Below are 23,074 nucleotides of genomic sequence, written 5' to 3'. Positions count from 1 at the left end.
GGGCGGAGGGGGCGAAGGGGCGGACGCCGCGCGGACAGGCGCCGTAAACAGCGGACAGGGCGCCGTAAAGCGGGGAAGGGGCGTGAGGCACTAGGCAGGGCCCACTACTCTGGAGTGGTGACTATTCGCCTGTACGACACCAGCGCCCGGCAGATCCGTGACTTCGACCCGGTCAAGCCGGGCTGTGTCTCGATCTACCTGTGTGGTGCCACCGTGCAGGCGGCCCCGCACATCGGGCACATCCGCTCGGGCCTCAACTTCGACATCATGCGCCGCTGGTTCGAGTACCGCGGCTACGAGGTGACGTTCGTCCGCAACGTCACGGACATCGACGACAAGATCATCACCAAGGCGCGCGAACAGGGCCGCCCGTGGTGGTCCATCGGGTACGAGAACGAGCGGGCGTTCAACGACGGCTACACCGCCCTGGGCTGCCTCCCGCCGAGCTACGAGCCCCGTGCCACCGGCCATGTCACCGAGATGGTCGAGATGATGCGGGCGCTCATCGAGCGCGGGCACGCCTACGAGGCCGACGGCAGCGTGTACTTCGACGTGCGTTCCTGGCCCGGCTACCTGGAGCTGTCCAAGCAGGACCTGGACGAGATGCGCCAGCCCGCCGAGGAGGGCATCACCGGCAAGCGCGACCCGCGTGACTTCGCGATGTGGAAGGCGACCAAGCCGGGCGAGCCGGACTGGGAGACGCCGTGGGGGCGGGGGCGGCCCGGCTGGCACCTGGAGTGCTCGGCGATGGCCCACAAGTACCTGGGTTCCGCCTTCGACATCCACGGCGGCGGCCTGGACCTGATCTTCCCGCACCACGAGAACGAGATCGCGCAGGCCAAGGCCTTCGGCGACGAGTTCGCCCGGTACTGGGTGCACAACGCCTGGGTCACCATGAGCGGCGAGAAGATGTCCAAGTCGCTCGGCAACAGCGTGCTGGTCTCCGAGATGGTCAAGCGCTGGCGGCCCATCGTGCTCCGCTACTACCTGGGCACCCCGCACTACCGCTCGACCATCGAGTACAGCGAGGAGGCCCTGCGCGAGGCGGAGGCCGCGTTCGGCCGTATCGAGGGCTTCCTCCAGCGGGTGACCGAGCTGGCCGGCAAGAGCGTCGAGCCCGCCGCCGAGGTGCCGCCCGCCTTCGCCGAGGCGATGGACGACGACCTGGGTGTCCCCGGTGCCCTCGCGGTGGTGCACACCACCGTCCGGCAGGGCAACAGCGCGCTCGCCGCCGACGACAAGGACGCCGCGGTGGCCCGCTTCGCCGAGGTCCGCGCCATGCTCGGCGTCCTGGGCCTCGACCCGCTGGACGCGCACTGGGCCGGCGAGTCCGGTCAGGGCGAGGACCTGCACGGCGTCGTCGACAGCCTCGTACGGCTCGTCCTCGACCAGCGCGAGTCCGCCCGCGCCCGCAAGGACTGGGCCACCGCCGACGCCATCCGCGACCAGCTCGCCCAGGCCGGACTGGCCATCGAGGACAGCCCGCAGGGCCCGCGCTGGACCCTCGGGGCGCGCTAGCCACCGCGGGCGCCCCTTGATCGATTGTGCCGCCCGGCCGTCCGGGCGGCACACTGCATAAGACGTACGTACGAACAAAGCTCACGGAACAGGTGACTCATGGCCGCGAACAACCGCCGCATGTCCGGCAAGAAGGGCGCGCAGGTCGGCAGTGGCGGCCAGCGGCGCCGGGGCCTGGAGGGCAAGGGCCCGACCCCGCCCGCCGAGATGCGCAAGGGGCACGCCAAGCAGCGCGCCGCCGCCGCGAAGGTCCGCCGCTCGCAGGGCCGCCCGCAGGCGCGCCGGGGCGGCGGCAGGTCGGCGTCCGAGCTGGTCGTCGGCCGTAACCCGGTGGTCGAGGCGCTGCGCGAGGGCGTCCCCGCGACGACCCTGTACGTGCAGCAGTTCATCGACAACGACGAGCGCGTCCGCGAGGCCCTCCAGCTCGCCGCCGAGCGCGGCGGCATCAACCTCATGGAGGCCCCGCGCCCCGAGCTGGACCGCATGACCAACGGCCTGAACCACCAGGGTCTGGTCCTCCAGGTCCCGCCGTACGAGTACGCGCACCCCGAGGACCTGCTCGACGCCGCCGCCGACGAGGGCGCCGACCCGCTGGTCGTCGCGCTCGACGGGGTCACCGACCCGCGCAACCTCGGCGCGGTCGTCCGCTCGGTCTCCGCGTTCGGCGGCCACGGCGTGGTCGTGCCCGAGCGCCGCTCGGCCGGGATGACCGCCGGCGCCTGGAAGACCTCCGCCGGTGCCGCCGCCCGCACCCCGGTGGCCCGCGCCACCAACCTCACCCGCGTGCTGGAGCAGTACAAGAAGGCGGGCGTCACGGTCGTCGGTCTGGCCGCGGACGGCGAGGCCGAGATCGGCGAGCTGGAGGCCCTGTCCGGCCCGGTCGTGATCGTGGTCGGCAGCGAGGGCAAGGGCCTGTCCCGGCTCGTCGGCGAGACCTGCGACTTCCGGGTGCGCATCCCGATGCCGGGCGGCACCGAGTCCCTCAACGCCGGTGTGGCCGCGGGCATCGTGCTCTACGAGGCCGCCCGCAGGCGGAGCTGAGCCGTCGCGACGACGCGCCGACGGGACTGAACACCCGTCCGGAACTTCACCCTTACGCGGGAATTCCGGCGTCCATATGGCGTTCGACGCTGCTTTGACGGGGCCCGGACACATCCGGCCGGTCAAAGCAGTGTCCTAACTCCACGTCACTCGGTTAGATGAGTGTGGACACCAGAACACCCCGCACACCCACGGGGGACCGCTCGTCGGGATTCGACGACGCTCCCGCGCTGAGCATGGTGAAGGTGCCGAGCGACCCGGCGCAGATCATCGTCAACCACGCCAGCTTCCGCGTGCAGCTGGGCGCGACGGCCGGTCGCACCCGGTCCGCCCGGATCGCCCGCCATCTCAGCGCCGCCCAGGACACCGCCCGGATGCCCGTCGCGGCCTCGGCGGCCCGTCCCGGCGCCGGCCGTCGCCGTCCCGTCGTCTGGAGCGGCCGTTCCGCGCCGGACGACACCGGCGCCCACCGGCTCCTCCAGGCCGTGCGGGGCAGCATCGTCCGTCACGCCGAGGAGTCCGACACCGGCGCCACCCGCGTCATCCCGCGCGTCGGCACCACCGGCTACGACGAGACGTACGACGCGCTGGATCCGACCGTCGAGACCCCCGTCGTCGGCCACCAGCGCACCTCCGCCGACGACGAGGGGGGCACCCGCCTCCTGCCGCACATGCGCACCGGGTCGTACGACCAACCGCCGTACCCACGCCCGGACTTCGGGCGCCAGGACGAGTACGAGGGGTACGACGGCGACCCCACGGAGCCGTTCCCGGCGTACCCCGCGGACCACGACGGCGACTCCGACGACGACCTCGACGCCCCGCGCCCCGCCAAACGGCACGGGGACGACCCGGCCCGGCACGCGTACTACCCCGGCCGCCGGATGAACCTGGGCGTGGTGCTGCTCCCGCTGCGCATCTTCCTGGGCTTCATCTCGATCTACGCCGGCATGGGCAAGCTGTGCGACCCCGTCTACTTCGACGGCGGCAAGCGCGGCTCCATGGTCACCTGGCTCAACACCCTGCACCCCTGGGAAGTCGCCGAGCCGCTGCGCCAGTTCGCGCTGCACCACCCGGTCGGCTCCGGGCTGGTGATCGCCTTCCTCCAGGTCGTGGTGGGCGTGCTGACGATCCTCGGCTGCTGGCAGCGGGTGGCCGCGGTGGTCGGCGTGCTGCTGTCGGCCGCGCTGATCGTCACGGTGAGCTGGAAGACGGTCCCGGCGTACGACGCCCCGGACATCATCTACCTGGCCGCCTGGTCCCCGCTGATCATCGCCGGCGCCCCCGTCTACTCGGTGGACGGCCGGCTCGCGGGCAGCGCCTGGCGGCGGCTCGGTCCCCGCTCCGACATCTGGGAGCTGCGCCGCTACGTGCTGCGCCGCGGCGCCCTGATCACCGCGCTGACCGTCGGCGTCACCCTGCTGGTGGGCTCGCTGCTCGGCGGCGCGGTCCGCGACTCCAGCCGCGTGGTCGTCCCCGGCCCCGGCGAGGCCCCCCGCAACAACGTCCCCGGCTCCCCGCTCCCCGGCGAGCCCGGCGCCCGGCACAAGAGCACCCCGTCGGCGTCCACCGCCCCCTCGGGCGGCGCCACGGCCGGCGCGAGCCCCTCCGGTTCCGCCACGCCTCCGGGCGCGAGCCACACGGCGGGCGGTACGACCACCACCCCGAGCGCGACCCAGGGCACCACGGGCCGGCTCCCGTCCCGCCAGTCCGCCCCCACGGGCGGCGCCCCCAGCACCACGGCGGGCCCGACCGGCAACGGCGGCAGCTCCACCACCTCCGGCGGCTCCGCTCCGGGCGGCACCTCCACGTCGAGCGGCGGCTCCTCCACGGGCCAACCGGGCGTGCTGGGCGGCCTGTTGGGCTGACGGACGGCGACAGGAAAGGGGCCCGGTACCGCGTGCGGTACCGGGCCCGATGTCATGCGAAGACGCGTGCCGACTCAGGGGCGCGGGGAACTGCGCGACCAGCCCCCACGGACCCGCACCCGGCCGGCGGCCGACGGCGGCCGGCTACGGCGGCCGGCTACGGCCACTGGCCATGGGCTACCGGCTGCTGGCTACCGGCCCAGGCCCGCCAGCTCCTTGGCCGCCTCGGTCAGATCCTTCGCCGTGTCGATGGCCCGCCAGTACGCGCCCTGCGGCAGCGGGAAGCCCGCGAGCTTACGGTCGCGGGCGAGCCCCGGAAACGTGGTGCGCTCATGGTCGCCGCGCTCGGGCAACAGGGTGGTGAACTCCGGCGAGAAGACGTACACACCGGCGTTGATCTCGAACGTGGACGGCGGGGCCTCGATGAAGTCGGTGATGTGCCCGAAGCCGTCGGTCCGCACCGCGCCCCAGGGGATCCGCGGCCGGGCCAGCGCCAGCGTCGCCACGGCGTCCCGCTCGGTGTGGAAGTCGGCCATGTCCCGCAGGGAGAAGCGGGTCCAGATGTCGCCGTTGGTGGCGTACCAGGGCCGGTCCGGGTGGGGGAGGTGCGCGGCGGCGAACCGGAGGCCGCCGCCGCGGCCGAGGGGCTCGGTCTCCACGACGGTGCGCACGGAGACCGGCAGCCGGGCCGAGTCCAGCCAGTCCTGGAGGACCTCGGCGAGGTGGCCGCAGGAGACCACCACGTCCGTCACACCTTCCTCGGCGAGCCAGGCGAGCTGATGGCCGATGATCGGAGTGCCCGTGCCGGGGATCTCGACCATCGGCTTGGGCCGGTCGTCGGTGTACGGACGCAGCCGTGAGCCCTGGCCACCGGCCAGGATCACGGCTTGAGTGGGGCGCGACGCGGCGTTCGGATGGGTCATGAACCGCACTGTACGTGGCGCCCCGTGCCCGGTTCAGCCGCGTGCGGCCAGCACCCCGGTCGCGAAGGAGGTGTCGCACACCGGGCGCGCGTACGACTGGGCGCGCGAGGCGCCGTAGATGCGCACCGCGGCCCGGCCGAGGGAGCGGGCGATGGAGGTGCAGTGCCGGGCGAGCGAGGGATGGCCGTTGACGGCCTCCTGGAGGTGGGTGAGGACCACGCCCGGATTCTTCTCGTGCAGCTCGCTCAGCAGGCGGTCGCGCAGCACGTCCTCCGGGGCGTGGGCGGCGGCCTTCGGGGCGGTCTGCGCGGTGATGTCCGAGGCGGTGAGCACCGAGCCGGCGGGGCTTCCGGTCCAGTTGACCCGAGTGACCGCGAGGGTTCCCGAGAGCACCAGGACGACGGGCAGGACGAGGGCGAGGGAGCGGCCGACCCGGCGGGCAGGGCCCCGGTGGCTGCGTCGCGTCTGAGTGGTGGTGGAGTGCTTCACGCGCCTGAGGGTAGCGGCCGGTAATGGCGCGCGGACATTCCGTCACTCTTACGGGGGATGAGAAAGGGCGGTTTTCTGGGTAAGGGGTTGACGCCCGAACCCGTAACGATCATGCGAAGAGGGCCCTGCGGAGTACCGCGGGGCCCTCTGCGCGGGACAGTGCCGGGGCGGGCTCAGTCGGACAGCCGCTCGCCGGTGGACGTGGAGAACACGTGGGTCTCGCCGGGGCGCGGGACGACGTGCAGGGTGGCGCCCTTCTCCGGCACCTGGCGGCCGTTCACGCGCACGACCAGCTCCTTCAGGTCGCCGTCGATGTCGGCGCTGCCGTACACGTACCCGTCGGCGCCCAGCTCCTCGACGACGTTCACCGAGACGGCGAGGCCGGCCGGGGCGTCGGCGGCGTCCTTGGTGAGGGAGGTCGCCGCGCCGCCGCCGTGCTCCACGACGTCGAAGTGCTCGGGGCGCACGCCCACGGTCACCGTGCGGTCACCCTTGTCGGTGGCGGCCTTGAGGGCCTCGCGGTTGACGGGCACCACGCTGTTGCCGAACTTCACGCCGCCGTCGGTGATCGGGACCTCGACCAGGTTCATGGCGGGGGAGCCGATGAAGCCGGCGACGAAGAGGTTGGCGGGCTTGTCGTACATGTTGCGCGGGGTGTCGATCTGCTGGAGCAGACCGTCCTTGAGGACCGCCACGCGGTCGCCCATCGTCATGGCCTCGACCTGGTCGTGGGTGACGTAGACGGTGGTGATGCCCAGCCGGCGCTGGAGCGAGGCGATCTGGGTGCGGGTGGAGACGCGGAGCTTGGCGTCCAGGTTGGACAGCGGCTCGTCCATGAGGAAGACCTGGGGCTCGCGCACGATCGCGCGGCCCATCGCGACCCGCTGGCGCTGACCGCCGGACAGGGCCTTCGGCTTGCGGTCGAGGTACTCGGTGAGGTCGAGGATCTTCGCGGCCTCCTCGACCTTCTGCCGGATCTCCGCCTTGTTGACGCCGGCGATCTTGAGCGCGAAGCCCATGTTGTCGGCGACGGTCATGTGCGGGTAGAGCGCGTAGTTCTGGAACACCATGGCGATGTCCCGGTCCTTGGGCGGCAGGTGGGTGACGTCGCGGTCGCCGATGCGGATGGCGCCGGCGTTGACGTCCTCCAGCCCTGCGAGCATCCGCAGCGAGGTGGACTTGCCGCAGCCGGACGGGCCGACCAGGACGAGGAACTCGCCGTCCTCGATCGCGATGTCGAGCTTGTCGACGGCGGGCTTGGTGGAGCCCGGATAGATCCGGGTCGCCTGGTCGAACGTGACAGTGGCCATGGTGAATGGGCCCCCTTCTACCGGCAGGAACGTGCCGGACGATCCGTTGTAGGAAGGTGGTTGCGCGGTCCACGCGAGTGAACCGCTCCGAGACCGTACCCGGCGGTCACGCGGTCTGTCAGTACATGGGCGCCGGTGAACTTCGCGGAAATTTTCGACGGGCCCACGAGGTGACGTGGGTACACTGCACAGGCACGCCCGCGCAGCACGCGCGGCACGCCTCCTTAGCTCAGCTGGTCAGAGCGCCGCTCTTGTAAAGCGAAGGTCGTCGGTTCGAATCCGACAGGGGGCTCCACCGAGGCCCAGGTCAGGAAGCTTCTGACCTGGACTTTCACGTCTTCAGCCGAGCAGAGCCTGGTCATGGTGCCGACCGGCGGCCGCGTCGGCGGCGTATGCAGACGCAGGAACCGGACCGCCTCCGTGTGGACCGTCAGCCCCTTAGCCCATGGCCGCCGACGTGCGGGTGCCACGCTCCACGCCGCGATCTGCGTCGGGCGGTTACCCGGCCGGCCGCCACCGCGGAGGTCGCCATCGACACCCTCCGGAGTCGGCCCTGGGGCACAGGTTTCGTAGTCAAAGGGGGGTTTCGGAGGTGACGCCGGTGGATCTACCGTCGACCTCAAAAGTCTCGGGTCTCGTGTCAAGGGGTGCCGGTGAAGTCTCACGACAGGAAGCGCACCGCTGCGTCGGGTGTCCGGGAAAGAAGTGAGCGTGCGCCTGCACCGAGCGGGTTGATGGGCTTACAGGCCACCGTCGGGAACGAAGCGGTGCTGAGGATGATGCGCCGCGAGCAGGAGGCAGACGGGCGTCGGCGCGATGAGGCCGTGGGACGCTCGGGCGGTGCCCGGCTCGCGGTGACGGCGGTCCAGCGTACGGAAGCGACGGACACGGCCGAGCCGCTCGCCGCCGGGGCAGCCGGTCCGGCGCAGGACGCGGTGCCGGAGAGCCAGGAGATCATCGCCCGTCTCAGCCAGTCGATCGAGCAGCACACGGTCCAGGCGACGGCCAAGCGGAACATCTTCGCGCCCGGCACATGGTGGCCCGAGCAATGGATGGTCGAGGGGCCCGCCCGGCTGCGCAGGACCCTGGACCGGCGGGTGATGCGGGGCGAGGTGTTCAACGAGCAGGACCTGGCCGACATCAGGCAGCTCTCCGAGACCGATCCGCAGTGGCTGAAGGAGGTGGGGATCGGCACGTACGACGAGGCCGAGAAATACGCCGAGGGGCCGTTCGTCGACTGGTTGAAACTGGCCGCAGGCAAGCGCGTGCTGACCGCGACGCTGGCCGTCCGGAAGAACCACCCGATCCTGCGGGACCCGGCGGTCCGCACGCCGACGGACCCGGCCTACACGCTCGGCCGGTTCATGCGCACCCAGGCACCCGGCACCGCGCCGGACGAGCGGCAGATGCTGGAGCAGGAGCGCGACCGGCAGATCCGTGACACGGCCGTCGACACGCTCCACCCGGAGGGCATGGCGCCCGAGCGCCGGCACAGCGGTGCCATCCCGGCGGAGGGCACTGTGCTGGGCAAGGGCAGGACGGCCCCCGACTACGTCAAGAAGGACGCCCAGGGCCGCGAGATGCTCACCAGGATCCTCCTCGTCCTGCGTCACGGGCTTCAGCTCTACAACCCGGCGGAGGGCCGGCACACCGCCGATTACGAGCAGGACGTCGTCCGTGCCCTGGCCCATGGCGGTCGTGTCAACATACGTATCCCGGCGCTGAGTTCGAAGGATGAGCCCGCCTATTCACTACCGCACTTCCTCGGCGTGTCCAAAGACGACACCAAGGGGGAGACCGCCCAGGGCGTGTCCGAACGGGGCTTCGCCACCCACCGCACCTCCATCGGCCCCAACAAGGACGGCAAGCCCGGCAAATTCAAGGAAAAGGGCGGCGTCCTGGCCTCCCTCACGAACAAGGTCGCCGTCGGCGCCGCCAGCCCGAAACTGTGGGGCCAGGACATCTCCGGTGGCGGACTCGGCTCCAAGGACTGGAACGGCGACATGGTGCTGCCGAACGGCTCCTACGGCCACGTCCTGCTGGTCTACCACCGTCCGACCATGGAGAAGGACGGCTCCCTCCAGATCGGTATCGAAACCATCGCGCCACACGCGGACAGCCCGGTCGGCTACGAGCACGACTTCCGCTCCACCGAGGCCACGTCCAACCCGGAGTCGGTCCTGCACGGCCACAAACGGGACAAGGTCGGATCCGGCGGTCTCGGCAAGAACGAACGCCTGGTCGACCTCAGGGAAATGGGCTCATCCCACCCCAGCGGCGACTGGCGGGCCTACCTGGACGAGATCAAACGGGACTGGGACCAGGCACTCGCCGAAACCGAAGAAGCCTCACCGCAACGCCGGCGCCTCTACGAGCAGTTGGTCGGACCACGGGCCCGCCCGTGACCCCAGACGGCAGCGCATGGCACAGGGCCGCCCGTTTGGGCGGCCCTGTGGTGTTGTTCCTGCGGGTCAGCGCCTGTGTAGGACGGCGTTCAGGGCATCGCGGAGGGTGGTCTCGGGGTCGGGGGAGGCGGATTCGGCGCGCCAGGCGATGAAGCCGTCCGGGCGGACGAGGACCGCGCCGTCGGTGCCGACGCCGTGCAGCGCGGCCCAGTCGTCGCCCTCGGTGTCGTACATCAGGTCGGCGTCGCCGCCGGGGCCGATCCGGTAGGCGTCGAGCCGTACCCCGTCCAGGGCGGCGACGCGCCGGGCGGCGTCGTACCAGCCCGCGTCGTCCGGGGCGTCGGTGAGCAGCACCATGGAGCGCTCGTACAGGTCGAGGGTGGACAGGCGGCGGGCGGCCTGGCGCAGCCACAGGTGGGGGGCGCGGGTGCCGGGGCGGCCGGTGAGGGAGAGGGCGTCCGGGACGACCGGCGCCTCGGGGTCGGTGCCGACGGCGGCGCCCTCGGGGTAGTGGTAGCCGAGGACGACGTTGAGGATGCCGCCGCGCTTGGCGCCGCCGACGCCGGGGGCCGGGGCAAAGCCGGGGTGGCTGTGCTCGACGGAGCGGGCAGAGGCGCGGGCGCTGGTGGCGACGGCGACCGGGCGGCGCTCGGCGCCGTAGCTGTCCAGGAGCGCGGGGCCGGCCCAGCCGTCGAGGACGGCGGCGAGCTTCCAGGCGAGGTTGTGGGCGTCCTGGATGCCGGTGTTGGAGCCGAACGCGCCGGTCGGGGACATCTCGTGGGCGGAGTCGCCGGCGAGGAAGACCCGGCCCCGCGCGTAGCAGTCGGCGACCCGTTCGGCGGCGCGCCAGGACGCCATTCCGGTGATCCGCACATCGAGGTCCGGCACGCCGACCGCGGCGGCGATGTGCCGCTGGAGCCGCTCCTCGGTGAACTCCTCCAGCAGCTCGCCGCGTTCGGGGTGCCAGGGGGCGTGGAAGACCCAGCGCTCCTTGTTGTCGACGGGGAGCAGGGCGCCGTCGGCGTCCGGGTGGGTGAGGTAGCAGCAGATGAAGCGGCGCTCGCCCACCACGTCGGCCAGCCGGGTGGAGCGGAAGGTGACGCTGACGTTGGCGAACAGCTCGCCGGGGCCGCTCTGGCCGATGCCGAGGGCGCGGCGGACGGGGCTGCGGGGGCCGTCGGCGGCGACGAGGTAGTCCGCCCGGACGGTGTAGCGCTCCTCGGTGGAACGGTCGCGGACGACGGCGGTCACCCCGTCGGCGTCCTGTTCGAAGGACTCCATCTCGTGGTGGTAGCGCAGGTCGCCGCCGAGTTCGCGGGCGCTGTCGACCAGGACGGGTTCCAGGTCGTTCTGGCTGCACAGGCACCAGGAGGTGGGGCTGAACCTGCGCAGGCCGCCGCCGGGGTCGATCTCCTTGAACAGCCACTCGCCGGCGTCGCCGACCAGGGTCGGGGTCTGGAGGATGCCGTGGTTGTCGGCGAGCAGGGAGGCCGCCGCCTTGATGTCCGGCTCGATGCCGGCCACCCGGAAGAGTTCCATCGTGCGCACGTTGTTGCCGCGTCCGCGCGGGTGGTGCGAGGTCCCGGAGTGCCGCTCCACGAGCAGGTGGCGCACGCCGAGGCGGCCGAGGAACAGGGACGTGGACAGGCCCACCAGTGAGCCGCCCACGATGAGGACGGGAACCCGGTGGTCGGCTGTGTGATGCATCGAGCCTCCAGAGGCAGGGGTGCGTACAAGGCGCCTGTGAGTCTCTTGCCCGGTATCACCGTTGTTGGGGCCATTTGCGCACGGGATCACCCACGTGGTTCCTACGAGTCGCGGGCTTACCGGCATCGGCACAGGATCAAGAAGCGCTGACGTCGCGTCACGGCGGTGACCGGCGCACCCGAGATCCCCCGCCAAGGAGATGCCCGCACCATGACCACCACCTCTGAACGCCTGTCAGAAGTACCGGCGCGCGACGCGTCGAAGCGTGTCTCCCAGTCCGTGTTCGACGGCTCGCGGCTCCGGGTCGTCCTGCTGGTCGACGTCTACGACGGCGCGCAGCAGCAGTTCCTGGAGGCGTACGAGCAGCTCTGCAACCAGGTTGCGTCGGTGCCCGGCCATGTCAGCGACCAACTCTGCCAGTCCATCGAGAATCCATCCCAATGGCTCATCACCAGCGAGTGGGAGAGCGCCCCGCCGTTCCTCACCTGGGTGAACAGCGAGGAGCACGTGCGGATGGTGGAGCCGCTGCACTCCTGCGTGCGCAACACCCGCTCGCTGCGCTTCCACATCGTCCGCGAGACCGGCCGCGCCTACGAGACGGACGCGCCCGCCCGCGGCCGGCTCCAGACGGAGGTGCGCATCGGCGACGGAGTGATCCGGCACGCGCTGACCTTCACCGTGAAGCCCGGCACCGAGGACAAGGTCGCCAAGCTGCTCGCCGACTACGCGGCGCCCGAGCCGCGGGTGGACGACTCCACGCGGCTGCTGCGCACCTCGCTGTTCATGCACGGCAACCGGGTGGTGCGCGCCATCGAGGTGCGCGGCGACCTGCTGGCCGCGCTGCGGCACGTGTCGCGCTCGCCCGAGGTGCGGGCCGTGGAGGAGGCCATCAACCCCTATCTGGAGCAGGACCGGGACCTGAACGACCAGGAGTCGGCCCGGCTGTTCTTCACCCGTGCGGCGCTGCCCGCCGTGCACCACGTGATGGCGGACGACCGGCCCGAGGGCACCCGGCGGGCCCTGTACTACCCGGCCAGGGCGGGCCGCGGGATGAAGCTCGCGGAGCTGCTCGCCAAGGCGGACTCGGCGGCGGCCGACGACCCGTCGAGCCAGGTGCTGCGCAGCACGGTCTTCGAGCGCGAGGACGTCGTGGTGCGGCTGGTGGACCTCGCCGCCGAGGGCGCGGACGTGGACCCGCTGCCCGGCGACGCCGCGCTGGCCGCCGAGGTGCGCGAGCTGCTGGCCGGCGAGGCCGCCCGGATGGAGCTGATCACCGACCGCCGTTCACCGGCCGTCTGAGCGGCCCCACCCGCTCCCCGGGCTCCGCCCGCCCCCCCCAGGCCCCACACCCACTTCCCACGCCACACCGGCCCCCAGCCCCACACCCGCTCCTCAAACCACACCCGCTAGCCCGATCACACCCACCGAAGCCCGATCACATCCACCGGAGGAACGTCGTGATCAAACCCCGTCCCAGAATCGTGGACCTCAGCGAGGTCGAGCCCAACACGCGGCGCGGCGGTGATCTGCGCGCCATGCTCACCCCGGCCACGGTCGGTTCCACCAGCGGCTTCATGGGTGTGGCCATCGTGCAGCCCGGCGACCGCATCGGTGAGCACTACCACCCCTACTCCGAGGAGTTCGTCTACGTCGTCTGCGGCGAGCTGGAGGTCGACCTGGACGGCGAGCCGCACGTGCTGCGCCCGGAGCAGGGGCTGATGATCCCCATCGACATGCGCCACCGGTTCCGCAACGTCGGCAACGTGGAGGCGCGGATGGTCTTCCACCTCGGCCCGCTGGCGCCCCGTCCGCAGCTCGGGCACGTCGACACCGAGGAGACGTCGGTGATCGGCGCGGCGGCGGTGCTGACCGAGCCGGGGGCCGAGCCGGCCGGGGCGGTCGCCGACGGCGGAGGGGTCCGGTCATGAACCGGCGCGTGGCGGTCACCGGCATAGGCATCGTCGCTCCGGGCGGCATCGGCACCCCCGCGTTCTGGGATCTGCTCGCGAACGGCCGGACCGCGACGCGGGGCATCACCTTCTTCGACCCCTCCCAGCTGCGTTCGCGGATCGCCGCCGAGTGCGACTTCGACCCGGCGGCGCACGGCCTGGACGCCGAGCAGGTGGCACGGGCGGACCGCTACATCCAGTTCGCCCTGGTCGCGGGCGACGAGGCGGTCCGCGACTCGGGCCTTGACCTGGCGCGGGAGGACCCCTGGCGGATCGCGGTGTCGGTGGGCACCGCGGTCGGCGGCACCACCCGTCTGGAGCACGACTACGTGCTGGTCAGCCACGGCGGCGAGCGCTGGGACGTGGACCCCGAGCGGGCCCAGCCGCAGCTGCACCGGGCCTTCACCCCGGCGACGGCGGCCTCCGCGGTGGCGGAACGTTTCGGCGCCCAGGGTCCGGTGCAGACCGTCTCCACCGGCTGCACCTCGGGCCTGGACGCCGTCGGGTACGCCTTCCACACCGTCCAGGAGGGGCGGGCCGACATCTGCATAGCCGGTGCGTCGGACTCGCCCATATCCCCCATCACCATGGCGTGCTTCGACGCGATCAAGGCCACGTCACCGAACAACGACGACCCCGCGCACGCCTCCAAGCCCTTCGACAACAACCGTGACGGCTTCGTCATGGGCGAGGGCGGCGCGGTGCTCGTCCTGGAGGAGCTGGAGCACGCACGGGCCCGCGGGGCGCACGTCTACTGCGAGCTCGGCGGCTACGCGACCTTCGGCAACGCCTACCACATGACCGGTCTGACCAAGGAGGGCCTGGAGATGGCGCGGGCCATCTCGACCGCCCTCGACCAGGCCCGGCTCGACCCCACGGCGATCGACTACGTCAACGCGCACGGCTCCGGCACCCGGCAGAACGACCGCCACGAGACGGCGGCCGTCAAGCGGGCGCTCGGGCAGCACGCCTACGACACCCCGATGAGCTCCATCAAGTCCATGGTGGGCCACTCCCTCGGGGCGATCGGCGCCATCGAACTGGTCGCCTGCGTGCTGGCCCTGGCCAAGCAGGCCGTACCGCCGACCGCGAACTACGAGACCCCCGACCCCGAGTGCGACCTCGACTACGTGCCGCGTACGGCCCGCGAGCGGAAGCTGACCAGCGTGCTCTCCGTGGGCAGCGGGTTCGGCGGCTTCCAGTCCGCGGTGATCCTGACCCGGCCGAGGGAGTGAGGACGAGATGAGCGAACCCCAGGACCGGCGTGCGGCCGTCACCGGCATCGGCGTGGTCGCGCCCAACGGCATCAGCACCGACACCTTCTGGAAGGCCACCCACGAGGGACTGAGCGTCCTGGACCGGGTGACCCGCGAGGGCTGTGAGCGCCTGCCGCTGAAGGTGGCCGGCGAGGTCCGCGCCTTCGACGCGGCGGACACCATCGAGGAGCGCTTCCTCGTCCAGACCGACCGCTTCACCCACTACGCCATGGCCGCGGCCGACTTCGCGCTCACCGACGCCCGGCTCGGCCAGGCCGACACCGACCAGTCGCCGTACTCCATCGGCGTGGTCACCGCCGCGGGCTCCGGCGGCGGCGAGTTCGGCCAGCGCGAGCTGCAGCGGCTGTGGGGCAAGGGCAGCCGGTTCGTGGGGCCGTACCAGTCCATTGCCTGGTTCTACGCCGCGAGCACCGGCCAGGTCTCCATCCGCCGCGGCTTCAAGGGCCCCTGCTCGGTCGTCGCCTCCGACGAGGCCGGCGGTCTGGACGCCCTCGCGCACGCGGCCCGTGCGGTGCGGCGCGGCACCGACGCGATCGTGGCCGGCTCCACCGAGGCCCCGCTCGCGCCGTACTCGATGGTCTGCCAGCTCGGCTACGCGGAGCTGAGCCGGGCGAGCGAACCGGAGCGCGCCTACCGGCCGTTCACGAAGGACGCGTGCGGTTTCGTGCCCGCCGAGGGCGGCGCGATGCTCGTGGTGGAGGCCGCCGGGGCCGCCCGCGCCCGCGGTGCCGACATCCGGGCCTTCGTCGCCGGGCACGCGGCCACCTTCACCGGCGCCTCCCGCTGGGAGGAGTCCCGCGCGGGCCTCGCCCGGGCCATCCGGCAGGCGCTGGCCGAGGCCGAGTGCGCGCCCGAGGAGGTCGACGTCGTCTTCGCCGACGCCCTCGGGGTGCCGGCGGCCGACCGGGCCGAGGCGCTGGCCATCGCCGACGCCCTCGGCGCGCACGGCGGCCGGGTGCCGGTCACCGCGCCCAAGACCGGCACCGGGCGCGGCTACTGCGCGGCCCCCGTCCTGGACACCGCGGCGGCCGTCCTCGCGATGGAGCACGGACTGATCCCGCCGACCCCGAACGTCCACGACGTCTGCCACGACCTCGACCTCGTCACCGGCCGCGCCCGCGTCGCCCAGCCGCGTACCGCGCTGGTCCTCAGCCGCGGCCTCATGGGGTCGAACTCGGCGCTGGTGCTGCGGCACCCCAGCGCGCGGTGAACAGCAAAGGAGGAGAGCAATGTCCAAGATCACCGTCGAAGAACTCGCAGCCCTCATGAAGAAGGCGGCCGGGGTCACGGTCAGCCCGGAGCAGCTCAACGAGAGGCCGGACACCGGCTTCGACGTCCTCGGCGTCGACTCGCTCGGCCTGCTCGGCATCGTCGGCGAGCTGGAGAACGAGCACGGCACCCCGATGCCGGTGGACGCCGAGCGCTGCAAGACCCCCCAGCAGTTCCTCAACCTCGTCAACAACACGCTGATGGCAGGAGCCTGACATGGCAGGACACACGCAGAACGAGATCACCATCGCGGCCCCGCTCGACCTGGTCTGGGACATGACCAACGACCTGGAGCGCTGGCCCCAGCTGTTCAGCGAGTACGCGGCCGTCGAGGTGCTCAAGCGGGAGGGCGAGAAGACCACCTTCCGGCTCACCATGCACCCGGACGAGAACGGCACCGTCTGGAGCTGGGTCTCCGAGCGCGAGCCCGACCGCGCCACCCGCACCGTCCGGGCCCGCCGGGTGGAGACCGGTCCCTTCGCCCACATGGACATCCACTGGGCCTACGAGGAGGTCCCGGCCGGCACCCGCATGGTGTGGACGCAGGACTTCGCGATGAAGCCGGAGGCCCCGGTCGACGACGACTGGATGACCGACAACATCAACAAGAACTCCAAGGTCCAGATGGCCCTGATCCGCGACAAGATCGAGAAGGCCGCCGCCGGACACCGGCCCGCCCCGGCGCTCGCCGACTGAGCGCCATCGCACCCGAAGGGAAGTACCGTGCACCAGGCCCTGATCGTCGCCCGGATGGCTCCGGGCTCCGCCCCCGGCATCGCGAAGATCTTCGAGGAGTCCGACCGGGGGGAGCTGCCCCACCTCGTGGGCGTCACCCGGCGCAGCCTCTTCCAGTTCGGCGATGTGTACATGCACCTCATCGAGTCCGAGCGCGAACCGGGCCCGGCCATCGCCAAGGTCACCGAACACCCCGAGTTCCGGGACGTCAGCGAACGGCTGACGGCATACGTCAGCGCGTACGACCCGGAGACCTGGCGCTCTCCCAAGGACGCGATGGCGCGCCGCTTCTACGTCTGGGAGCGCTCCTGATACGCGCGTTCGAACCGGACGGACGTCGGTCGCCGGGCCCGTGGTGCGACGGGCCCGGCGACCGGCGGTCCGGGTACGGCCTCGCGGTCACGCCCTCACACGGCACTCGAAGGCGTGCAGGTACGGGTTCACCGGCCGGACGCCGTCCACGTCGAGCCCCGCCGCGGTGAGCCGGCCCACCATGCTGTCGGTGGTGTGCTTGGCCCCGCCGACGTTGAGGAGCAGCAGCAGGTCCATCGCGGTGCTGAACCGCATCGACGGGGTGTCGTCGACCAGGTTCTCGATGACGATCACGCGGGTGCCGGGGCCGCCCGCCTGGACGACGTTGTGCAGCAGCCGGGCCGTGCTCTCGTCGTCCCACTCCAGGATGTTCTTGATGACGTAGACGTCCGCCTTGACCGGGATGGCCTCGCGGATGTCGCCCGGCACGATCTGCGCGCGGCCGGCCAGGTCGCCGCCCTCGCGCAGCCGCGGCAGCGCGTTCTCCACCACGCGGGGCAGGTCCAGCAGACTGCCGTGCATTTGCGGGTACTTGTCCAGCAGGCAGGCCACCACATGGCCCTGGCCGCCGCCGAGGTCGGCGACGGACGCGGCGCCCGACAGGTCGAGCAGGGCCGCGACCTCCCGCGCCGACTGCTCGCTGGAACGGGTCATCGCCCGGTTGAAGACGTCCGCGGATTCCGGCGCGTCCTCGTTCAGATAGGTGAAGAACTCCTTGCCGAACAGGCCCTCCACCACGTTGCGGCCGCTGCGCACCGCCTCGTCCAGCTTGGGCCAGGCGGCCCAGGTCCACGGTTCGGTGCACCACAGCGCGATGGCGCGCAGGCTGTTCGGGTCGTCCTCGCGCAGCAGCCGGGACATGTCGGTGTGCGCGAAGGTGCCGTCGGGCCGCTCGGTGAAGACGCCGTAGCAGGTCAGGGCCCGCAGCATGCGGCGCAGCGGGCCGGGTTCGGCCCCCACCCTGGCCGCGAGGGCCTCGGCGCTCTGCGGGGTGTCCCCGAGTGCGTCGGGCACGCCGAGGCGGGCGGCGGCCCGTACGGCGGCGGACAGGGCCGCCCCGAAGGCGAGTTCGCGCAGCCGCATCGGCGGGGGCGGGGCGGTCGGGGCCTCGGCGGTGGCCCGGTTCGGCGGTGCCGTCTCAGCGGTGGTCATCTGCCGCCTTCCTTCGTTCTCGGCGTGCGTCGGTCCAGCGGGGGCGGGGTCGGGCGGTCAGCACAGGCCGGCGGGCTTGGAGACCCGGCAGGCGTTGTGGTCGAAGGTGTTGCCGATGCCCTTGGTCTCGGTGTTCACCAGGTCCGCGGGGGCGTTGCCGGCCAGCGCGTTGCCGCTGACGCGGTTCTGGTCGTTGGTGACGCCGACGAAGCTCTTGAACAGCACGATGCCGCCGGACAGCGGGGACGTGCCCGAGTTGCCGGTGACCCGGTTGCCGTCCACCACCGTCTTCTCGGCGCCGGTCAGCACGATGCCGGAGCCCTGGATGGCGGGCAGCCGGTCGGTCTTGGGGCAGGACTTGTTGTTCTCGGTGACGTCGTTGTAGGCGACCTCCAGGTCACCGGCCTTGGGCTTGTTCTCGTCGCCGACGACGAAGACGCCGGCGCAGTTGCCCGAGATGTGGTTCTCGGCCACCGAGAGGTTGCGCAGCCGCCGCACCGTGACGCCGATGCGGTTGTCCTCCAGCCGGTTGTGGTCGATCACCGTCCGCCGGGTGTCGAGGGCGCCGGCCTCCTCGGTGATGGTGTTGGCGAGGAAGACGCCCGCGTCTCCGTTGCCCTGCGCGTAGTTGCCGGTGATGCGTCCGTGCACGGACCGCTCCTGGGCGATGCCCCACACGGCGTTCCGCACGGCCTGCACGCCGTGCACGGTCATGGTGTCGGTCGCCATGCCGAACACCCCGGCGCGGGCGAAGCCGGTCACCTTCAGGTCGGCGACGGTCACGCCCTCGACGTCCGTCGTCTTGGTGCCGATCACGCAGATGCCGTTGCCGCCCTCGGCGCAGCTCTTGGTGGCCTTGGTGTCCTTGCCCGGCGCCGGGCCGGCCGTCGTCTTCGCGGCGGGCTCGATCACGGTGCCCGCGCCCATCCCGCGCAGGGTGACGCGGGGCGTGCTGATGGTGATGCTCTCCTTGTAGGTGCCGGGGAGCACGAGCACGGTGTCGCCGGGCCGCGCGCGGTTCACGGCCTGCTGGATCGATTCACCCTGGTGGACCACGAGGGTCTGGTGGAGGGCTGCCGCGGGGGCGGCGCCCGGTCCGATTCCCGTACCGACGAGGGCCGCGACGGCACTCGCGGCGTAAGCGAGGTGACATCTCTTCATACTGGGTACGTTATGACCGAATAATCCGTAGATGTGTGGATAGGCCAATCGGCGGCGTGTCCGCGCGAGTCGACGCATACTGGCGGCGTGACCCGAGCCGGCCCCCTCCGCCGTGGACTCGGGGCGGTCGCGGGCTACGTCCGCAGCGCCCCGGGCACCTACGTCTGGCTCGCGGTCCTGTTCGTCACCACGGTCGCGGTGCACCACATGTCGCCCGGCTTCGAGCAGCACTTCCTGCGCCGCAGGTCCACCAACATCCACGAGTTGTCCCGCACCCCGCTGCGGGTGCTGGTCACCAGCGCGATGTGGATCGACGGCGGGCACTGGCTGCCGTACGCGTTCCTGTACACCGTCTTCCACGCCCCGGCCGAACGCTGGCTCGGCACCGCCCGCTGGCTCCTGGTGTGCGCGGCCTCCCACGTGCTCGCGTCGCTGGTCAGCGAGGGGCTGCTGCTGAAGGCGATCCGGGACGGCATCGCGCCCCACTCGGCGGTCAACACCCTGGACATCGGCGTCAGTTACGCCCTGGCCGGCGTCGTCGCCGTGCTCACCTACCGCATCGCGCCCCCCTGGCGCTACGCCTACCTCGCCGTCGTCCTCGCCGTCTTCGCGCTGCCCCTGGCCGGGTCGCCCACCTTCACCGACACCGGACATTTCCTCGCCATGCTGATCGGCCTGGCCTGCTATCCGCTGACCCGAGGCCGCGGAAAAGCATGGAATCCGAAGGAGACACTGACCCTGCTCAGGGGTTAGGTTCCCGGCCATGAGCAGCTCGGCGAGCAGTGTCGTGAACGGTGGCATCTCCTTCTGGTACGCGGACGACGGCCTCCCGGCGGTGCGGGAGCCGCTGCCCGGTGACGCCACGGCCGACGTGGTGATCGTCGGCGGCGGTTACACCGGTCTGTGGACCGCGTACTACCTGAAGAAGGCCGCGCCCTTTCTGCGGATCACCGTCCTGGAGCAGAAGTTCTGCGGCTACGGCGCCTCCGGCCGCAACGGCGGCTGGCTGTACAACGGCGTCGCGGGCCGCGACCGCTACGCGAAGCTGCACGGCCGCGAGGCCGCGATACGGCTCCAGCAGGCGATGAACGACACCGTGGACGAGGTGATCGCGGTCGCCGGGGCCGAGGGCATCGACGCCGACGTGCACAAGGGCGGCGTCCTGGAGGTGGCCACGACGCCCGCGCAACTGGCCCGGCTGAAGGCGTTCCACGAGCACGAGCTGTCGTACGGCGAGAAGGACCGGGAGCTGTACGGCGCCCGGCAGACGGCCGAGCGGATCCGGGTCGCGGACGCCGTCGGCTCCGCCTGGACCCCGCACGGCGCCCGGCTGAACCCGGCGAAGCTGGTGAAGGGCCTGGCGGCGGCGGTCGAGGCACTGGGCGTGGTGATCCACGAGATGACCCCGGTGACCGAGATCCGCCCCAAGCACGCCGTCACCCCCTACGGCACCGTCCGCGCCCCCTACGTGCTGCGCTGCACCGAGGGCTTCACCGCCTCCCTCAAGGGCCAGAAGCGGACCTGGCTGCCGATGAACTCCTCGATGATCGCCACCGAGCCGCTGACCGAGGAGCAGTGGGCGGCGATCGGCTGGGCGGGCCGGGAGACGCTGGGCGACATGGCGCACGCCTACATGTACGCGCAGCGCACCGCCGACGGCCGGATCGCGCTGGGCGGGCGCGGGGTGCCGTACCGCTTCGGCTCCCGCACGGACAACGACGGCCGCACCCAGCGGGCGACCGTCGAGGCGCTGCGGGACATCCTGGTGCGCTTCTTCCCGTCCCTGGCCGGGGTCGCCGTCACCCACGCCTGGTCCGGCGTCCTCGGCGTGCCGCGCGACTGGTGCGCCACCGTCACCCTCGACCGTGCCACCGGCCTCGGCTGGGCCGGCGGCTACGTCGGCTCCGGCGTCGCCACCACCAACCTCGCCGCCCGCACCCTGCGCGACCTCGTCCAGCAGGACTCCGGGCAGGCCGGCCGCACCGAACTCACCGAGCTGCCCTGGGTCGGCCACAAGGTCCGCAAGTGGGAGCCCGAGCCGCTGCGCTGGCTCGGCGTCCACGGCATGTACGCCACCTACCACACCGCCGATCAGCGCGAACGCCGCCGCCCGGCGACGGAGTCCTCGCGGCTGGCGAAGGCGGCGGACCGGGTGGCGGGACGGCACTGAGGGGCCGGCCGTTGATCCGCTGACGAAAGCGGAACGCGATCACGACAAAAGCGCGACGCGGGGCGGCCAGTATGATCCTCGCCGCACATCAACCAGATGAACGACCGCGTCCGCTCTGCCACGGCAACCGTGCGGCGGGCCCGCGTTCGTCTACGGGGAGAGGTTCTCTTTTCATGCGTATCCGTGTCGCCACCCGCGTTCCCGCCGTCGCCGCGATAGCCGCCTGCGGCCTGCTGCTCACCGGGTGCAACGACGACTCCGGCTCGGGCGCCGACTCCGCGCCCTCACCCGCGCCGAGCGCGTCGGCCGCCGGCGGCTCCGCCCCCTCGGCGTCGCCCTCGCAGTCGGCCGCCGGGAGCAAGGGCGCGGCCACCGGCACCGCCGTGCCGGTGAACAAGACGATCGACGACGACGTGATGGGCGAGAAGGCCACCGTCATCAAGTACGTCAAGGACTTCCAGCCCTCGGCGGCGGCGAAGGCCAAGTACGCGGCGCTGGCCGACGAGAAGGTCGTCCTGGTCGACGTCAAGGTCACCGCCAGCTCGAAGTACTACGACAGCTTCGGCGCCACGTCCTTCTACCTCACCGGCATGCCCAACGGCATCGACCAGGCCAGCACCACCATCCTCGACGACGAGATCAAGGCGGCCGGCTACCCGCCGCTGCAGGACGCCGAGACCGGCAAGACCTCCACGGGCTGGGTCGTCTTCACGCCCGCCAAGGACGCGGACAAGCTCGTCCTGCGCTACAAGCGCCTGGCGGCCAAGGCGTCGGACGGCACGAACATCACCGCGAAGAACTTCGACGTCCCGCTCGACTGACGCGTACGGAACGGGGCGCGTCGCATGGGGGCGCGTCCCGGCGGCCGTCGCGGTGGGCGCGGGGGCGCGTCCCGGTCTCAGCCCACCGGCTCCCGCACCGGGTGGCCGGCCCGTGTGCCGTGTTTCGGGGCCGGGGCGGTGACCATGAGGCCCGCGGTCAGGGCGGAGACGAGCATGATCAGGGCGGCGCAGGCGATGGCGACGGTGTAGCCGTGCACGACGCCGGCCTGGACCGTGCCGGGCCGGTGCGGGCGGGCGGCGACATAGGCCGCGGCACTGGTGGTGGCGATCGTGTTCAGCAGCGCCGTACCGATCGAACCGCCGGCCTGCTGGGCGGTGTTGACGGTCGCGGAGGTGATCCCGGCGTCCCGCGGCGCGACCCCCGCCGTGGCGGTGGCGAACACCGGCATGAAGGTCAGCCCCATGCCGAGCCCGAGCAGCAGCAGGGCGGGCAGGATCTCCCCCGCGTAGGAGGAGCGCACGGTCAGCCGGGTGAGCAGCAGCAGCCCGCTCGCCGCCAGCAGCATCCCCGGCACCAGCAGCCGCCGCGGCGGCACACGGGGCAGCAGCCGCGCCGAGATCTGGGTGGCCCCGGCGAGGATCATGGCGGTCATCGGCAGGAAGGCGAGCCCGGTCCTGAACGGCGAGTAGCCGAGGATGACCTGGAGGTAGTAGGTCATGAACAGGAACACCCCGAACATGCCGATCACCGCGAACGCCATCGTCAGCAGGCAGCCCGCCCGGTCCCGGCTGCGCAGGATGCGCAGCGGCAGCAGCGGGTCCGGCGCGCGTGCCTGCCACCACACGAACGCCGCGAGTAGCGCCACTCCGGCCGCCAGCATCGCGAGCACCAGCGGGGAGGGCCAGCCGCGCGGTTTTGGCTCCCCCACACCGTGAAGGCGCCCGGCCAAACCGCCCCCACACACCCACGCTCCGGGCACATCGAGCCAGACGCCCTCCTGTCCCC

General features: G+C 71.9%; 21 protein-coding genes and 1 tRNA gene. 15 read left to right on the top strand and 7 right to left on the bottom strand.

All coding sequences use genetic code 11. The features are described from left to right. Positions 1–117: 117 nt before the first annotated feature. The 3 genes from cysS to AC069R_RS26445 all read left to right on the top strand — a co-directional run bounded on the left by cysS (position 118) and on the right by AC069R_RS26445 (position 4,427). Positions 118–1,518: a cysteine--tRNA ligase gene (cysS, locus tag AC069R_RS26455; protein ID WP_478769303.1), complete on the top strand. Its 1,401-nt coding sequence runs from the start codon at positions 118–120 to the stop codon at positions 1,516–1,518. Positions 1,519–1,617: 99 nt separating this feature from the next. Continuing rightward, complete coding sequence (gene rlmB, locus AC069R_RS26450) at positions 1,618–2,559, top strand: 23S rRNA (guanosine(2251)-2'-O)-methyltransferase RlmB (RefSeq protein WP_478769302.1); 942 nt, start codon at positions 1,618–1,620, stop codon at positions 2,557–2,559. Between the two features lie 158 nt (positions 2,560–2,717). Beyond that, positions 2,718–4,427, top strand: a complete 1,710-nt coding sequence (locus tag AC069R_RS26445) for a DoxX family protein (RefSeq protein ID WP_478769301.1) — start codon at positions 2,718–2,720, stop codon at positions 4,425–4,427. A 191-nt stretch (positions 4,428–4,618) separates the two neighbouring features. Here the strand turns inward: AC069R_RS26445 and AC069R_RS26440 are convergent, their stop codons facing one another. The 3 genes from AC069R_RS26440 to AC069R_RS26430 form a co-directional block, all read right to left on the bottom strand. Further along, positions 4,619–5,350 (bottom strand): nucleotidyltransferase family protein, encoded by a 732-nt coding sequence (locus tag AC069R_RS26440; protein ID WP_478769300.1) that lies wholly within the window; start codon positions 5,348–5,350, stop codon positions 4,619–4,621. Positions 5,351–5,383: 33 nt separating this feature from the next. Next, a complete protein-coding gene (locus AC069R_RS26435) occupies positions 5,384–5,839 on the bottom strand; it encodes a hypothetical protein (RefSeq protein WP_478769299.1) in 456 nt (151 codons plus the stop codon). 173 nt (positions 5,840–6,012) lie between these two features. Continuing rightward, positions 6,013–7,149 carry an ABC transporter ATP-binding protein gene (locus AC069R_RS26430; protein ID WP_478769298.1) on the bottom strand — a complete coding sequence of 379 codons (1,137 nt, stop codon included), beginning with the start codon at positions 7,147–7,149 and terminating at the stop codon, positions 6,013–6,015. Between the two features lie 218 nt (positions 7,150–7,367). Between AC069R_RS26430 and AC069R_RS26425 the strand changes: the two genes are divergently transcribed. Together AC069R_RS26425 and AC069R_RS26420 are read left to right on the top strand one after the other, a co-directional pair. Then, positions 7,368–7,444 (top strand) — tRNA-Thr (locus AC069R_RS26425). A gap of 529 nt (positions 7,445–7,973) precedes the next feature. After that, entirely contained in the window at positions 7,974–9,554 is a 1,581-nt protein-coding gene (locus AC069R_RS26420) for a PE-PGRS family protein (RefSeq protein WP_478769297.1), read from the top strand. A gap of 66 nt (positions 9,555–9,620) precedes the next feature. On the opposite strand, the gene AC069R_RS26415 is transcribed toward AC069R_RS26420, so the two are convergent. Continuing rightward, on the bottom strand, positions 9,621–11,261 hold the full coding sequence (locus tag AC069R_RS26415) for an FAD-dependent oxidoreductase (RefSeq protein ID WP_478769296.1): 1,641 nt from the start codon (positions 11,259–11,261) through the stop codon (positions 9,621–9,623). 210 nt (positions 11,262–11,471) lie between these two features. Here AC069R_RS26415 and AC069R_RS26410 point away from each other — a divergent pair, with 210 nt between their 5' ends. The 7 genes from AC069R_RS26410 (at position 11,472) to AC069R_RS26380 (ending at position 16,803) form a co-directional block, all read left to right on the top strand. Next, on the top strand, positions 11,472–12,560 hold the full coding sequence (locus AC069R_RS26410; RefSeq protein WP_397985306.1) for a SchA/CurD-like domain-containing protein: 1,089 nt from the start codon (positions 11,472–11,474) through the stop codon (positions 12,558–12,560). A 158-nt stretch (positions 12,561–12,718) separates the two neighbouring features. Continuing rightward, positions 12,719–13,189: a cupin domain-containing protein gene (locus AC069R_RS26405; protein ID WP_478769295.1), complete on the top strand. Its 471-nt coding sequence runs from the start codon at positions 12,719–12,721 to the stop codon at positions 13,187–13,189. Then, positions 13,186–14,445: a beta-ketoacyl-[acyl-carrier-protein] synthase family protein gene (locus AC069R_RS26400; protein ID WP_478769294.1), complete on the top strand. Its 1,260-nt coding sequence runs from the start codon at positions 13,186–13,188 to the stop codon at positions 14,443–14,445. The genes AC069R_RS26405 and AC069R_RS26400 overlap by 4 nt, the downstream gene beginning before the upstream one ends. Before the next feature lie 7 nt (positions 14,446–14,452). Beyond that, positions 14,453–15,697, top strand: a complete 1,245-nt coding sequence (locus AC069R_RS26395) for a ketosynthase chain-length factor (protein WP_478769293.1) — start codon at positions 14,453–14,455, stop codon at positions 15,695–15,697. A 19-nt stretch (positions 15,698–15,716) separates the two neighbouring features. Beyond that, complete coding sequence (locus AC069R_RS26390; protein ID WP_397985310.1) at positions 15,717–15,971, top strand: acyl carrier protein; 255 nt, start codon at positions 15,717–15,719, stop codon at positions 15,969–15,971. A gap of 1 nt (position 15,972) precedes the next feature. Beyond that, positions 15,973–16,452: an SRPBCC family protein gene (locus AC069R_RS26385; RefSeq protein WP_351880300.1), complete on the top strand. Its 480-nt coding sequence runs from the start codon at positions 15,973–15,975 to the stop codon at positions 16,450–16,452. A gap of 27 nt (positions 16,453–16,479) precedes the next feature. Continuing rightward, the gene (locus tag AC069R_RS26380; RefSeq protein WP_478769292.1) at positions 16,480–16,803 is read left to right on the top strand and encodes a TcmI family type II polyketide cyclase; all 324 of its coding nucleotides are present in this window, start codon (positions 16,480–16,482) and stop codon (positions 16,801–16,803) included. Between the two features lie 87 nt (positions 16,804–16,890). On the opposite strand, the gene AC069R_RS26375 is transcribed toward AC069R_RS26380, so the two are convergent. Both AC069R_RS26375 and AC069R_RS26370 read right to left on the bottom strand, forming a co-directional pair. After that, on the bottom strand, positions 16,891–17,955 hold the full coding sequence (locus AC069R_RS26375; protein WP_478769291.1) for a methyltransferase: 1,065 nt from the start codon (positions 17,953–17,955) through the stop codon (positions 16,891–16,893). A 57-nt stretch (positions 17,956–18,012) separates the two neighbouring features. Then, the gene (locus tag AC069R_RS26370) at positions 18,013–19,116 is read right to left on the bottom strand and encodes a right-handed parallel beta-helix repeat-containing protein (RefSeq protein ID WP_478769290.1); all 1,104 of its coding nucleotides are present in this window, start codon (positions 19,114–19,116) and stop codon (positions 18,013–18,015) included. 87 nt (positions 19,117–19,203) lie between these two features. On the opposite strand from AC069R_RS26370, the gene AC069R_RS26365 reads away from it, so the two are divergent. From AC069R_RS26365 to AC069R_RS26355, 3 genes are all read left to right on the top strand, one after another. After that, positions 19,204–19,869: a rhomboid-like protein gene (locus AC069R_RS26365; protein WP_397985315.1), complete on the top strand. Its 666-nt coding sequence runs from the start codon at positions 19,204–19,206 to the stop codon at positions 19,867–19,869. Positions 19,870–19,879: 10 nt separating this feature from the next. Beyond that, a complete protein-coding gene (locus AC069R_RS26360) occupies positions 19,880–21,286 on the top strand; it encodes an NAD(P)/FAD-dependent oxidoreductase (RefSeq protein WP_478769289.1) in 1,407 nt (468 codons plus the stop codon). Between the two features lie 173 nt (positions 21,287–21,459). Beyond that, the gene (locus AC069R_RS26355; RefSeq protein ID WP_478769288.1) at positions 21,460–22,107 is read left to right on the top strand and encodes a hypothetical protein; all 648 of its coding nucleotides are present in this window, start codon (positions 21,460–21,462) and stop codon (positions 22,105–22,107) included. 77 nt (positions 22,108–22,184) lie between these two features. Here AC069R_RS26355 and AC069R_RS26350 read toward each other — a convergent pair. Beyond that, on the bottom strand, positions 22,185–23,074 hold an 890-nt coding region (locus AC069R_RS26350; protein WP_478769287.1), incomplete at its 5' end, for an MFS transporter.

This window comes from Streptomyces sp. NPDC043952, from assembly GCF_056435325.1.
This window is presented reverse-complemented; position numbering and strand designations above follow the sequence as displayed.